This window comes from Spirosoma humi (assembly GCF_054776575.1).
On the sequence record NZ_BAAHBR010000002.1, the window covers coordinates 412,286 to 427,297 of the forward strand.

The window sequence follows — 15,012 nt, forward strand, 5'->3', positions numbered from 1 at the left end:
AATTGCTGAAAATCCCTCAACCGGCCAAACCGTCACCGAAGTCATCTGCTGATTCGCCGAGCGGAACACCCACCCAGTTTGGGTAAATGAAGTAATGTTTTTCTTTCACCAGCGTGTACAGCAGTTCGCGTAACTCGCCTACATTTTCGCCCGTTTCGGCTGAGATGAAGGCTACGTAATCCGCCTTTTGGGCCAGATACGTTTTTTTGAGATATTCCAGGGCAGTTTTTCGTTGCACCGCTATCGGAATCATCACCTCTTCTCCGCCGTTGAACACCTCATCTTCCTCGGGCAATTCGGCTTTTTCCACCCAAGATGCTTTTGGCGAAAACCGATCCATTTTGTTGAAAACGAGGACCATTGGCTTGTCGGCGGCTTTGATGTCGGCCAGTGTAGCATTCACGACCTCAATCTGCTCCTCAAAATTAGGATGGGATACGTCCACTACGTGAACCAGAATATCGGCTTCGCGCACCTCATCCAGCGTCGATTTAAACGACTCGATGAGCATCGTGGGCAGTTTACGGATAAACCCTACGGTGTCGGTCAGCAAAAAGGGAATATTGCCCAGAGTCACTTTACGAACCGTCGAATCGACCGTTGCAAACAGCTTGTTTTCGGCAAATACGTCGGTTTTTGCCATCGTACGCATCAGCGTCGATTTCCCTACGTTCGTGTACCCTACCAAAGCTACCCGCACCAGACGGTCACGTTCTTTCCGGCGTGTCACGCTTTGCTTATCAATTTTGGTCAGTTTTTCCTTCAAAAAGGCAATCCGGTCTTTTACAATCCGGCGGTCCGTTTCGAGCTCTTTCTCACCCGGTCCCCGCATCCCCACACCACCCTTCTGGCTGGTTAAGTGGCTCCACATCCGGGTCAGCCGAGGATACATGTACTGATACTGCGCTAACTCAACCTGCACCCGAGACTGAGCAGTTTGCGCCCGCATGGAGAAAATATTCAGAATGAGCAGGCTACGATCCAGTACTTTAATTTCCTTGAAGCTATCTTCCAGATTCCGTACCTGAGAGGGCGTCAGGTCATCATCAAAAATGATGCAGTCGACTGGATTGTCCAGAATGAACGTCTGAATTTCTTCCAGCTTTCCTTTCCCAACAAATGTGCGGTTATCCGGATGGTCAAGTTTCTGCGTAAACGCTTTTATCGTTTTAACCCCCGACGTTTCGGCCAGAAAAGCCAATTCGTCAAGATAATCTTTCGTCTGTTCAGCCGTCTGTTTTTGGGTAATCAAAGCGACCAGAACAGCGGTTTCGAGTGGTTTATGTGTGTCGAACATGTATATTCTAAAAGGTGATTAGGCGGTTTACTGCTTTCGGTAATGACCTGAATCATACGTAAAAAAGCGATAATCCTGTAAATAATAACGGGTCATATTGGGTAAAAGTTTCGGTAATGACCCCCACCGAAACAAGCGGGTAACCTCAGACCTGAACCGTTTTCCAGCGTCCCCGGCGGAAGACCAGAATGGCAATGCCAGCCAGCAATGTTTCGCTGATCGCTACCGACCAGAACACCCCCGGAGGCCCCCAGTTCAATACGTGAGCCAGGGTGTATGCCAGCGGAATTTCAACCAGCCAAAAACAAACAATGTTGATCATTGTTGGGGTACGGGTGTCACCGGCACCATTGAGTGATTGGCTCAGCACCATGCCATAGGCCATGAACAGATAGCCCAGACAAAATACCCGAAGGCATTCTACTGCAATGGCAACGACCTGGGGTTTGTTGTCGAACAGACCGACAATGGGGGTGGCTCCCAAATAGAAACCAATGCCTACGGCCGCTAAGAAGAGCATGTTGCAGAAAGCCGCCCGCCAGGCGGAGGTTTCGGCACGTTCGGGCTGACCAGCCCCCAGGTTTTGCCCGACCAGGGTGGCTGCTGCGTTGGCAAGGCCCCACGAAGGCAAAATCGTGAACACAATAATCCGGATGGCAATGGTATAACCGGCTACTACATCGCTGCCAAATGTTGACAGAATGCGCGTCAGAAATATCCAGCTAGCCGACCCAACCAGAAACTGGCTGGTCCCGCCGATGGCCAGACTGAGCAGATTTCGAATAAGACCAGCGTCTGGTACAACGTCAGATCGAAGAACCTGTATGGCTCCTTTGGCGCGCGTCAGGGCATAAAGCTGGTACAAAACCCCGATTGTTCGGCCAATGGTTGTTGCCACGGCCGATCCCATAACGCCCAGTTCGGGAACGGGCCCTAGTCCAAAAATAAATACCGGGCAAAGCACGATGTTGACGCCATTGGCCAGCCATAGCGACCGCATGGCAACGGAAGCATCGCCCGACCCGCGCAGGCAGCCGCTCAGCGTGTACAACAGCATGATTGCCGGAGCGCTGGCGAAAATCATCCGGGTAAAATTCACGCCATTGCCGATCAGCTTTTGGTCGGCACCCATCAGCTGCAGGATGTCTTCGGCAAACACAAAACCAGTGAGGCCCATTAACAGACTCATCGCAATGGATACCAGGATTACTTGTCCGGCAACGGTACCCGCTCCCCGGTGGTTGTCTTCGCCAACCCGTCGGGATACCAGCGCCGTTGCGGCCGTGCTCAGACCAATGGCAATGGAATACACAATGGTCAGTACCGACTCCGTCAGGCCCACAGTAGCAATGGCTTCGGTTCCGATTTTAGCGACGAAGAACACGTCGACCACAGCAAAGAGCGATTCCATCACCATCTCCAGAATCATGGGTACCGACAACAGGAAGATCGCCCGGTTGATACTTCCGGTGGTGAAATTAGTTTCTGAACCACGCAAGGCGGCCAGGAATAACCGAATGAATCTGGTCATTTAAACAAGAGATTATGCCGAAGTCGCTCTAGCGACTGACAGTGCAGGAAGAATGAACGAATAGAAAGAGCCAGCCCAGGCGGGCGGCAGAAACCAGAAGAAGGAAAACCGATGAACCGGTTTTAAGCGAGGAAAATCATGGGCGTTGTCGGGGCCGCCAGCGCGGCTCGCAGTTAAGGCTACAAACCTACGACTTTCTTTTTGAATAATGCAAATACGGTTGAGCGAACGGTTGTTAACACTGTATTCAAAGCATTGAAAACGACTTATTCGTTTGCCGGTCTTACTAAGCTAATTCTTGAAAAAGTTTAATTCAATGCTGCCGCTGTTGCAGATATATAGCCCTTTCATAAGGCCATCTTTTCTGGCCTTATAACGCATTGGTACTTACGAGTCATGTATGTATAATATGATTTGGAGGTCATAAATATACTGTGTAGTTAAAGGAGGTAAACAACTATATATTTGTCATTTTTTACGATGAGGACTCTTTTAATTATTTACAACTGGTTGTTTTTTAATGATATACTATATGGTGTAAGTGTTCCTATTTGTGGATTCTTCTGCTTATTCTTCCCCGTATGTGTAGAAAATATACTCAATTAATGGTACTAATTATTTTTGAGTACTTAAGTAATTGTACGGGCGGTCAATTGATTGCCGTTGCGCGAAGATGCATTAGTTTACTGGCACAATCATAGAGAGATACCTCTGAGAAAAATTTAATTTACCGCCACAAAACAGCCCAGCACCAGCGACAACGTTCGCTGGTGCTGGGCTGTTTTGTGGCTATTCGAATCCGATAATATCGAAGCGGCCATAGCCTCACTTATTTCTCCTTTATAGGATCGGCTGGTTCGCTTTAGCGTCACGACGCGGATTCATGATCCGAGCCCTGGATCGCTTTAGTTAAGCGCGTTAACAGCATTAGTAACTCTCTTTTATTCATCATACGCTTGTTATTTTATTATTTTTTACAAACATATTGTTTATAAAAAATAATAAATAGTAACTTTGTGTAGATAGTATACAGATTCTCAGTCTAGGTGTTTTAACATAAGCTTGTGAATCTGTGGTCAAATACACTATAGGTAAGATTGTGGTCCCCGTCTGGTTTATGACCATTCGGGGATTTTTTTTATTGCTCTATCAAATCCATCTTGAGTAAGTAGCCTGACGGGCAGAGTAGCCATTGGTGCCTCATGTATGCATAGAATAAGCACAAATTGATAGAAAAGCCAGGTTAGGCTAGCTCAAATATATCTTGTTGAGACGCCATTTCTTTTGCCGCCAAACGGACCAGTACCAACTTGGCAAACGCTACTTTATCCGATTTTCGATACTGTTTTGGATTCGGTATGCCGGAAGGTGCCTTAAACTCTTCACTGACCTGCTGACAGGCAGCCCAGAGATTAGGGTTCATTTTTATCTTATACTTCTGAATTGGGGTTGCCTCCGCAAACCAAAAGCCAATGATGTTTTTTTCGGAGAACTTAAGAATGGTACTCATAAATGGTGAGTCGTTTGAGAAGCGTGAAAGGTTGGGGAATCGAAACGTGTGGGTATGGTCAAACAAAAACAATTACGACGGATAAATGCAGATTGCTGCCCAGAGTAGACTAGCAAAGTCCAGGTTCGTGAACCACCAGGAGAATTCTTTTGGGTGCCCCAGATTGTCGTCTGTGGTAAAATATAATACCATGAATGTATTTAGTTGAGTACATACAAAACTAAATGCTGCACTTTATATGCCAACTTTATTTACTTTTTGGTAACTAGTGGTTTTTAAAAATTTAATTTTATTAATTTATTAAATAGTTAACGAATCTTATTTATGATTAGTAAGAGTAAATAATAGTCATTACGGGTAATAAAGATGATGAATGTGTTGAAAACGTTCTCCTTTTAAGCTTATCATTCACAAAAGGAGTAAGATCGTCCGTTTTCCTTCGAATTAAACAAGACGTACAAGGTTATCCGATTAATAAATATTCACTTGCTATTACCTCTCTGCTCGTATTTTAGTCATCGGATTAAGCAGAGACAGCACTGACAGCGTGAGTATCTGCCATAATTTTTAATAAGATGGATATAAGAGGCAAAAGGGGAAAGCAATACCTGGAGGAACGTAAACAGCAACTTGAACACAACATGGCCGCCAGTCGGCAGTTCCTGAATTTCTTTGAGTCAAGACTGCCTCAGGGATACAGCGAGAAAAATCAGAATACATTCAAAACGGAGTTACAAATCCAGTTTGCGCAGTCAGCTTACAGCCATAAGCAGTTTATCGCTATGCTGGAAACTTACCATCAGGAAGTCATGAAATCACTGGCTGAATACGATGAGAAACGATCCGGAAAACCCGGCTCTATCTAGTCGCTGGAAAATCTAACGGCCTGCTTTATAGTTTCTTTAACTCGATGGTGAGCGTGAAACCGGGATCATTGTTATCCAGACTACTGCTGTAGTTTCTGTCGATATTTAAACTCAGAGTAACCTGTTGGTGGTCAACCGCAATATCATACTGAGTTTTTTTGCCAATGTCGTCCACCACCAGCGTATTGGTTTGCAATGACCACCTATCTCCGTAGTGTAATCCGGTTGCTTCCGTCAGATCATTATTTTGTTCGCACCCACTTGGTTTATTAATATTTACCCAACCGTTTGGGTCAAACTGAATGGTAGCATCGCTCAGACAAGGCGATGAGCCGGAAGAGTCGGCATACATAGCCATAACATCTTCTCCAGACTGAACGGCGGGACTGATACGAATAGCGGTGATGGCGTAGGAGCCTGCCAGATTGAAGCTAGCAGACAAAGGCGGTGGAATATAAGCGACCTTGGACTGACAACTCAACCCGATTGTTAGCAATCCCAGAAGAATGGTCGTGCTCCAGATGCTGTGTACAGCTTTGTCTGTCATTGAATCAGTCGATAAGCGCAGGATGAATACTTATTGTTAAAGAAGTGATTTTTGTATAAACATGGGGCATAATCCGCTAACTTACAAATAGTAAGGGGATTGCCAGTATGGGCATGTGCAGGAAAGGTGCTATATAAGGTTGAAAAGACTCTTTTTTTAATGTTGACTGGTAATGGCCCCTCTTGGTAAGGCCATGCTCAAAAAGATGGTTTTTGGCGAAACCAGCGTTCCGTGCCGGTTTTGATATACAGCCTTAAAAATTCCCTTCGAATATAGAGCCACTCTTTAGGCCTTTCAATGAAAAGGAATCAACGGTTCCTACACCGGCAAAACGAATTTTGACGCCATAAATCTGGTGAAGAGGCAGGGTGTAACTCGTCTTGTAAACTTGTCGATTGTTGATAAAAATAACGGCCTGTTTGTCGATAACTCGTAGCGTCAACGTTCCGCCCGACCGTAAATCGGCACCCATAAAACTCAAATCGTCACGCAGTCCGCTCTTCTGAATATCAGAGTTCTGCATGAGAATCCAGTGAGCGCACCCAGGTCTCATCACCTCAAACATGTGCTGTGATGATTTCCCCCATACCGTAATGCCGACTTGCGAGCAGCGAACGCCCGCTCTATCCGGTGAGGTTTTTATATGGGTCGTTAGTTCAAAATTATCGCCATCAATCCGGGTTGGATGACTGTTGATAAACTCCATAAAGAATGTGCGGTTCGTATCGATACCGGCGCGGGCGGCTTCGGGGGCGCTAACGCTCCGGCGTCCGTTGGTAAATAAATGCTCGACCTCAATCGGATAGACCCGGCTGGTATCGTGCATCATGTTGGCGGTAACAGTCCAGCCTTTTGTCTGCAAGTAGACAGTCGACGTATCGATAGGTACGCCATCCCGTTGCAGAATGGCAAAATAGCGGCCCGGCCGTTCGTAATAATGCGTAGCAATACTGTCTGTGGCGTTTAAACGCTCACGTTTCCCATCGCCAAACAGAATCGAATACGTGCCTGCTTCAACTATTGGGCCTGGGTGCTTGAGTTGAAATACGGCTGAGTGCGGGTTTTCTCCCAGAGGGTTTCGACAGACGAGTTGAGTCGCTTTATGGCCTATGCTTCGCTGCTGTACGAGCAATAGGACAATACTGAGCAAAATAGCCCCGCCAACAAACAAAGGCAGTTGCCAATTACGCTTCGTAGGTCTCGGCGTTGAAAGGAGTAGTGGATTGTCAGACGTTGATGGGCGGGGCAGATTCCCTTCGTTGACGAACGCATGATCTATTTGCTCCGCATGCCGGGTTGTCCACTCCTGTACTTTCACAAAATGATCCCAGTCGGGATGGCCGATGTAAATAGCCAGTGCATCCCGGGTAGCTTTCTGGGGATAATACCGGGCATCGGTTTTGATTTTACCAAAAATACGCTTCAGCGTGTTCGGGCTAATCCGTACGCGCGTCTGCTTGAAGAGTGTATGACTCAGGCTAACGTAGTCACTGTTCGTCCACGTGTCCCAGTCAGGCTTGCCGTATGCTTCACTAACCCGTCGACAGCTAGTATCCAAAAGCGCGAAAGCTTCGGCCTTGCCGGGTTGTCCATCCTCGGTGATCATTCAGTATAGATTCCTATTAATCAGTCGGTTAGCTTGTTCATAATTTTGATAGACACAATGGTCAGGTGCATCCTTCCTTCGCCTTATAATGCAAAATTACCTTTGTATACTCTCATTTGGTGTAAATGCTGCTTGGGATTACTATTCCTTTAATCTATAAATATCTAAATAATATGCGACAAAAGCGTTTACTGTATTGCGTCGTTTTGTTCGGGTCTCTGTTACCTCTGTTAACGCAGGGTAAGCAGAGGTTGAGTTATAATCCGGACAAAACGGCAACAGGTCTTCCTGTTACCCGCGCGAAACGGGTGGCTGAAAAAGACCCATCCCAGGCGGCAAAGGCTACTCAGATTCAGGCAGAGGATCGACTCATTACGGGAACCATAACCGACGAAAAAGGAGCCACGCTTCCGGGGGTGAGTGTCCTGCTCAAAGGGGCGAGTCCGGCGGGTCGGCAACGTGGAGTTGTTACGGATGCGAAAGGTATGTTCCAGCTAACCGTACCGGAGGGAGCTACGCTGGTCGTAAGTTTTGTCGGGTATCTGACCCAGGAAGTAGCGGTTGGTAGTCGGTCGACTGTCAACGTTCAGCTCGTACCCGATACAAAAGCCCTGGAAGAAGTTATTGTGGTAGGATACGGCACCCAGCGGAAAGTTGAAACAACGGGGGCTATTGCTTCGGTTAAAGCTGCCGATCTGTTGCAAACGCCTGTTGCTAACGTAGCGCAGGGGTTACAGGCACGGGTGGCGGGTGTACAGATCACGCAGAATTCGGGTGCTCCGGGCGGTAATGTCAGCGTTCGTATCCGGGGAACAAACTCCATTAATGGCAGCTCCGAACCGCTGTATGTCATTGACGGCATTCAGATTGCGAACACGGGGGGCATTACCGATGTGAGCCCGCTTTCCCAGATCAATCCAAATGACATCGAGTCGATTGAAGTCTTGAAAGACGCTTCGTCGACCGCTATTTATGGCGCAAGAGCTGCCAATGGCGTTGTGCTGATCACCACCAAGCGCGGTAAGGATGGAGTAACCCGCGTTAGCTACGATGGCTATGGCGGGGTGCAACAAGTTAACAAAACGTTGGACGTGCTGAACGCCCGGCAGTTTGCCCAGCTCGAAAACGAAGTCTACAAACGATCTATTTACGCTGACCCGTCGACCCTGGGAGAAGGCACCAACTGGCAGAATCTGATTTTCCGAAAAGCTCCTATTCAAAGTCATCAGCTTTCGGTTACGGGCGGTAATCAGAAAACCCAACTGGCTCTTTCCCTGAATTACTTCAATCAGGATGGGATTATTAAAAACTCAAGCTTCGATCGCTACTCATTTCGGTCAAACATCGATCATCGCCTGACTGATCGGGTGAAGATTGGCACCAGTCTGTACTATGGCTATTCCGTCAATAATGGTGTGAGTGTAGGCGGTACGGGTTCCGATGTAACCAGCAGCCGGGCGGGTGTACTCGGAGCCGCCGTGGCGGCTCCCCCGACGCTGGTGCCTTACCGGACCGATGGCAGCGTGTTTCCATTTCAGGACCAGATGAATGGGCAGTATCAGGAGGTAACGAACCCACTGAACTTCATCACGCCTATTAACCGGCAGACAAGCCAGCGGATTTTGGCCAACATCTACATTGACTTTTCTTTGTTCAAAGGCTTCACCTATCGCCCTAGTTTTAATGTCGATTTAGGCAACACGCTATCGGAGTTTTACTCGCCGTTGTCGCTCCTGAGCCAGTCGCAATTAGCGTCGGGAGGGGGTAGTGCATCGAATATCAGCTCCTACGGCCGTACGCTGTTGCACGAAAGTATTTTCACGTACCGAACCCGCCTGGCGGAACATCACACCTTGGCCGCTACCGCCGTTTTAGCCACTCAGGCCAATGTAAATCAGAGCTATACGCAGACCGCGACTAACTTTCCGAACGACATAACCGAAAATAATTCCGTCGGGCTGGCAGTGAACCAGCGCCTGAGCAGCGAGAAAAGCAAATCCAGGCTGGACTCGTACCTGGGACGTATCAACTATGGCTACAAGGACAAGTACTTCCTGGATTTGACGGCGCGGGCCGATGGATCCAGTAAATTTGGTGAGAACAACAAATACGGCTTTTTCCCCGCCATTGCTGGTGCCTGGCGCATTGTAGAAGAACCGTTTATGAAGTCGGTCTCCGTTATTTCCGATTTGAAACTACGGGGTAGCTGGGGCATTACCGGAAACGCGGGAGCCATTGACCCGTATAAATCGCTGGCTACCGTCAGCGCGTCGGGGCTAAACTATAATTACAATCATAACCCGGTCACCGGTATCAATCCCAGCGCTATTCCGAACCCGGATCTGAAATGGGAACGCTCCACCCAGGTCGATGTGGGCCTTGATGTCAGTTTGTTCAACAACCGCCTGTCGGTCGTGGCCGATTATTACAACAAACGCACCGATAACCTTTTGTTCGAGAAAGTATTACCCATGTCGTCGGGCTACACGTTCATTACCGGCAACTTCGGGTCGATCCAAAACCGGGGCGTTGAACTGGCGGTCAACGGCCGGATTCTGCCCGGTGGTAAACGAGGGCTACAATGGGATGCATCGGCCAACATTACGTTCAACAAAAACGAGGTGCTGGCACTCGACGGCATTCTGGATGAACTACCTCGCTCGGCGTTTGCGCTGCTCAAAATCGGGTATCCGATGGGCCTTTACCGAACCTACATCTTCGGCGGAATCAGTCAAACCGGCGAGACAATTGTACCCGGCTATGACGGCCGTATTGGCGGCCAGAAAGTGAAAGACATTAACGGAGATGGTACGATTACGGCGGCTGACCAGCTCATCGTGGGAAACTCCCAACCGAAATACACGTTTGGTTTCTCGTCTTCATTTCGCTATCGGGGCTTCGATCTGAATCTGTTTATACAAGGCGTGCAGGGCAATAAACTTATGAATCTGTTCCGCTATACCTTCGAAACGGCCTTGGGGCAGCAGAATGTCTTAGCGGGAATGGCGAATCGCTGGTCGGCGACGAACCCGAATAATGAGTATTCCAGCGGATTTCAGGGCGGACGGTTGCCCATTTCAGATCGCTACGTGGAGGATGCATCGTTTGTTCGGCTGAAGAATGTTTCGCTGGGCTATACGCTGCCTAAACTTAAGGGAATCAATCAGATTCGGATTTATGTCAGCGCCAACAACGCCTTTACGATCACGAACTACACGGGGTTCGATCCGGAAGTGAACAACTTCGGGAATGCCACAACGCAGTTCGTCGACAACGGTACGTATCCAATTGCCCGGTCGTTTCTGGGCGGTCTTCAAATCACTCTCTAAAGAGCGAAAGAGTGAATGAGCGATAAAAAGCCAGCGCAAAATTACTCACTCATTCACTCTCTCGCTCATTCACTCTTTATTCTCCCATGAAGAAACAAATTCTGCTGCTGATGGCTATGTCGGGCCTGACAATCTCGTGCAGCAAACTAGATGAAACGGTGTATTCATCCATTTTTACGACCAACTTCTACAAAACAGCTTCCGATGCCGAAGCTGGCATCGCGTCTTCGGCCGGATCGCTCATCAACTTGTATGGCTTTCCATTAGTCGCCGTATCCGATTTCGCGGCCGATCAGGCCTATCCGCGTGCCGTTGTGGGGCGAAACACCATTACGCTGTTTTCCTACGATCCGTATTATACCGCCCAGCGGAACTCGGGGCGTCATGAAACGGAAGGGCCGCAGGGTGTCTGGCGCTTTAGCTACAAGGGAATCGAAAATGCCAACTGGGTTATTGAGAAGGTTCCTGCCATTCAGATGGATGCCCAGCGCCGAACGGAAATCGTTGCTGAAGCGTATGCCTTGCGAGGCTTATATCACTGGACGCTTACCAAAACGTTTAACGAGATTCCGGTGAAGACCAAAGCCAGCTCCAGTGAAGCTGAAGCGCTCGTTACCAAACGTTCACGGGCCGACATCTACAAGCAGATTTATAGTGATCTAGAGCAGGCCATTGCCGGACTGCCTTCTTACTCAGCCAATTTGGTGAAAGGTCGACCTTCCAAAGAAGCCATTCAGGGGCTCTATGCCAAAGTAGCGTTGTATAACGAAGACTGGGCAAAGGCGTTGCAGATGGCGCAGGCAACGATCAATTCGGGAAAGTATTCGCTGATGCCCAGTGTACTGGATGTGTTCGATGTAGACAAAGAAGATGCAGCCCGTGTCGAGAATATGTGGGCCGTTGAAGCGGATCGGGTAACGCCCAGCCGCTGGTTGACTGTCATGGGTATTGCTGGTCCCCGCAACAGCTCCGGCCCGGATTATGCCAAAGTGTCTTACGGTTCCTGGTTTGCGTATCAGGGATTTTACAACTCGTTTTCGCCCAATGATAAACGACGGCAGTTGCTGGACACGACGTATCGTGATGTGTCGGGCAAGATTGTTCCGCAACGGGATATCACGCCAGTTACGCCCAAAGGGGTTTTGATTCGTAAATACCGTGACCCGAACTCCATTGCCGAAGCCAACAACTGCAATTTTCCCATTATTCGGCTGGCCGATGTGTATCTGGTTGCCGCTGAAGCCGAAGCGCGCCAGAATGGAGCGACAGCCGCAGCCTACGGGTATATCAACACGGTTCGCAAGCGGGCGGGGCTGGGCGAGCTGACGCCGGGCCTTGACAAAGACGCTTTCATTGCCGCTGTCCTTCAGGAACGTTCGTGGGAGCTGTTTGCCGAAGCTGACCGCTGGTTCGATCTGACCCGAACGAACACCTTTCTGACCGTCATCCCGAAAGCGGTAAACGATGTGTATCCCACCCGTACGCCACAGGCCAAACACCGGTATTATCCTATCCCGCTGGAAGAAATTCAGGCCAATCCGAAACTAACCCAAAACCCCGGCTGGGAGTAGATCACCACCGGCCACTTCTCCATAATCAACTTATTTCTTACGCAATGAAAAAGATTTTTCTTTCGATTGGCCTGATTGGATGGCTGCTTGCCCACGGTAACTTATCCCGCGCTCAGTCCAAAAAAGTGCCGTCATATAGCGGTATTTATCCGCAACTGGCCATGTACAATAATGAGGGCGAATGCGGTACGGGGGCCGTTGTTCCCTGGGCGGGTAACCTCTGGGTTGTCACCTACGGGCCGCATTTGCCGTTTGGGTCGTCCGATAAATTATACGAAATAACACCCGATAAAAAGCAGATCGTCCGGTCCGAAAGCATTGGGGGCACGCCCGCCAACCGGATGATCCACCCCGAAAGCAATCAGCTATTTATCGGTCCCTACGCCATTGACAACAAGGGACATGTTCGGGTCATCCCCTACAAAACGATGCCTGGGCGTCATACCGGAAATGCGCGCCATCTGACCGATCCAAAAGGGAAAATCTACTATGGAACAATGGAAGAAGGGTTTTACGAAGTAGACGTAAACACGCTGACTCCGACCATGCTCTACGAAGATGGCAATGTCAATCGGAAAAAAGAATCAGACGAATCGAATAACCTGCAAAACACGCTGTTGCCCGGTGCGCATGGCAAGGGTGTTTATTCGGGTCAGGGTGTCATGGTTTATTCCAACAATGGCGAGCCGGGGGCCAAGGCATTGGTTCAATTCGACGTGGATGCGGGGTCACTTTCGGAATGGAATGGCAAAGACTGGACCGTAGTCCGCCGGAATCAATTTGTTGAGGTGACCGGTCCGGGGGGTATTTATGGCAATAAACATCCCGAAACGGATCCCATCTGGGCGACCGGCTGGGATCATAAATCGGTGCTGCTGGGCGTACGTGATAAAACGACGGGCTGGCATTTTTTTCGGCTTCCTAAAGCCAGTCATTCATACGACGGGGCTCATGGCTGGAATACCGAGTGGCCGCGCATTCGGGATGTGGGTACAACGCAGCAACCGGACTATCTGATGACCATGCACGGGATGTTCTGGCGGTTTCCCGGTGGTTTCACCGCAACCAATACGGCCGGTATCAGACCCCGGTCCGCGTATTTAAAAGTGATTGGCGATTATGCCCGCTGGAATGATCAGTTAGTTTTTGGCTGCGACGATTCCGCCCAAAAAGAATTTCTGAATAAGCGCAAAGTAAAGGGCAGCCTGGAAGGTCCCGGTCAATCGAACTCAAATCTTTGGTTTACCTCCCTAAATCTACCCGATCAACTCGGACCAAATACAGCCGAAGGCGCTGTCTGGCTCAATGAACCCATCAAAGCGAATGAAACCTCCGAGCCGTTTTTGTTTGCGGGTTGGGCCAATCGCTCGGCCTGGCTTCAAAACAACAGTGACCATGATGTTCAGATTACGTTCGAGGTGGACAAAACCGGGACGGGTAGCTGGTCCTCACAGCAAACGGTGCCTGTTGGGGCGCATAAGTCTACCTACGTACCTTTTGACGCAACTACCCCCGGCGAGTGGATTCGGATTAAGTCGGACAAAGCGGCCAACTTATCCGCTCACTTCTCGTATTCAGCAAACGATACGCGTACTGCAACAACCGGTTCGATATTTGCCGGGCTCAGCCACGTAGCAACCGCCAATACGTCAGGCGGTTTGATGTATGGATTAGGCGCTAATCGGCGGGCGTTGGGGATGGCCGCGTCGACCTACAAAGGTGGACAAGCCACAGATGTTGGCTACTATGAACTGAACGCCGACATGCAACTCGTTCGAAAAGAGGATGCCGGAACGGTAGGTGTTATCAAAACCAAGTTCGCGATTCCACAGAACGTCGTAACAATTGATGAATCGAGCGTTTTGATTGTGGACGACAAGGGCCGACGCTGGCGGCTACCACTCGGCAATACGGCCTATACCGAGTTGACCAATCAGGCCGCCCTTCGAATTTGCCGGGAAGTGGCTACCGAGCGGGATCTGCTCAATTGCCACGGGACGTTCTATGAACTGCCAGCCGAAAATGCCGACGGATACGCGAAAATGCGCCCCGTTTCGTCGCATAATCTACGCGTCAACGATTATGCGTCGTACCGTGGCCTCCTGGTCATGACCGGTATTGACATGAGCGCAGCTGGAAAAAACGAACACATCATTGTTTCGGATGATAAGAAAGCGGCCGTTTGGGCAGGTACCATCGATGATCTCTGGAAACTGGGCAAACCAACGGGTCACGGTGGCCCCTGGAAAAACGCATCGGTGAAAGCCGACGAGACCTCTGATCCCTATCTGATCGGGTTCTATGACCAGCGCAGCCTCCAACTTTCGCACAAAGCTACCCAGCCCGTAACCTTCACTATGGAAGCAGATCCGGTTGGTTCAGGCGTCTGGATGTCGTATAAGTCATTTACGGTTGCTCCTGGAAAAGTGGTCGATTACGAATTTCCGAAGGATTTCCAGGCCCGGTGGATACGCTTTAAGACCGACAAAGCGTGCGAAGCGACGACACTTCTAAACTACAAATAGCGAAACCTTCGTGGTTAAAAAAGTGAATGGAACCAACAAGAGGCCGTGCTCAGCTTTACGAGCGCGGCTTCCTGTTGGTTGCCACGAAGAATGATGAGTGCGCTATGTACCCGGTTTTGATTTACTAGATGGTAGTGTCAAACAAAACAGCCAGGGCTTAGAAAGTCCTGGCTGTTTTTTGAATAGTTATACTCAATAGAACTTGAACAACTATCAAAAGCTGTAACTAC

Annotated in this window: 9 protein-coding genes; 4 read left to right on the plus strand and 5 right to left on the minus strand. The window is 49.2% G+C overall.

What is annotated here, in order from left to right; all coding sequences use genetic code 11:
* Positions 1-16: 16 nt before the first annotated feature.
* The 3 genes from hflX to ACYU8Y_RS03550 form a co-directional block, all read right to left on the minus strand.
* A complete protein-coding gene (hflX, locus tag ACYU8Y_RS03540) occupies positions 17-1,297 on the minus strand; it encodes a GTPase HflX (protein ID WP_460934257.1) in 1,281 nt (426 codons plus the stop codon).
* 145 nt (positions 1,298-1,442) lie between these two features.
* Complete coding sequence (locus ACYU8Y_RS03545) at positions 1,443-2,828, minus strand: MATE family efflux transporter (protein WP_460934259.1); 1,386 nt, start codon at positions 2,826-2,828, stop codon at positions 1,443-1,445.
* Positions 2,829-4,071: 1,243 nt separating this feature from the next.
* Positions 4,072-4,338: a hypothetical protein gene (locus ACYU8Y_RS03550; protein WP_460934261.1), complete on the minus strand. Its 267-nt coding sequence runs from the start codon at positions 4,336-4,338 to the stop codon at positions 4,072-4,074.
* Between the two features lie 575 nt (positions 4,339-4,913).
* On the opposite strand from ACYU8Y_RS03550, the gene ACYU8Y_RS03555 reads away from it, so the two are divergent.
* A complete protein-coding gene (locus ACYU8Y_RS03555; RefSeq protein ID WP_460934262.1) occupies positions 4,914-5,204 on the plus strand; it encodes a hypothetical protein in 291 nt (96 codons plus the stop codon).
* A 25-nt stretch (positions 5,205-5,229) separates the two neighbouring features.
* On the opposite strand, the gene ACYU8Y_RS03560 is transcribed toward ACYU8Y_RS03555, so the two are convergent.
* Positions 5,230-5,751: a hypothetical protein gene (locus ACYU8Y_RS03560; RefSeq protein ID WP_460934264.1), complete on the minus strand. Its 522-nt coding sequence runs from the start codon at positions 5,749-5,751 to the stop codon at positions 5,230-5,232.
* A gap of 253 nt (positions 5,752-6,004) precedes the next feature.
* Positions 6,005-7,357 carry a hypothetical protein gene (locus tag ACYU8Y_RS03565; RefSeq protein ID WP_460934266.1) on the minus strand — a complete coding sequence of 451 codons (1,353 nt, stop codon included), beginning with the start codon at positions 7,355-7,357 and terminating at the stop codon, positions 6,005-6,007.
* Positions 7,358-7,530: 173 nt separating this feature from the next.
* Between ACYU8Y_RS03565 and ACYU8Y_RS03570 the strand changes: the two genes are divergently transcribed.
* From ACYU8Y_RS03570 to ACYU8Y_RS03580, 3 genes are all read left to right on the plus strand, one after another.
* Positions 7,531-10,686, plus strand: coding sequence for a SusC/RagA family TonB-linked outer membrane protein (locus ACYU8Y_RS03570; protein ID WP_460934268.1), 3,156 nt, complete (start codon positions 7,531-7,533; stop codon positions 10,684-10,686).
* A gap of 86 nt (positions 10,687-10,772) precedes the next feature.
* The gene (locus ACYU8Y_RS03575; RefSeq protein WP_460934270.1) at positions 10,773-12,257 is read left to right on the plus strand and encodes a RagB/SusD family nutrient uptake outer membrane protein; all 1,485 of its coding nucleotides are present in this window, start codon (positions 10,773-10,775) and stop codon (positions 12,255-12,257) included.
* Positions 12,258-12,301: 44 nt separating this feature from the next.
* On the plus strand, positions 12,302-14,782 hold the full coding sequence (locus ACYU8Y_RS03580) for a hypothetical protein (protein WP_460934272.1): 2,481 nt from the start codon (positions 12,302-12,304) through the stop codon (positions 14,780-14,782).
* Positions 14,783-15,012 lie beyond the last annotated feature (230 nt).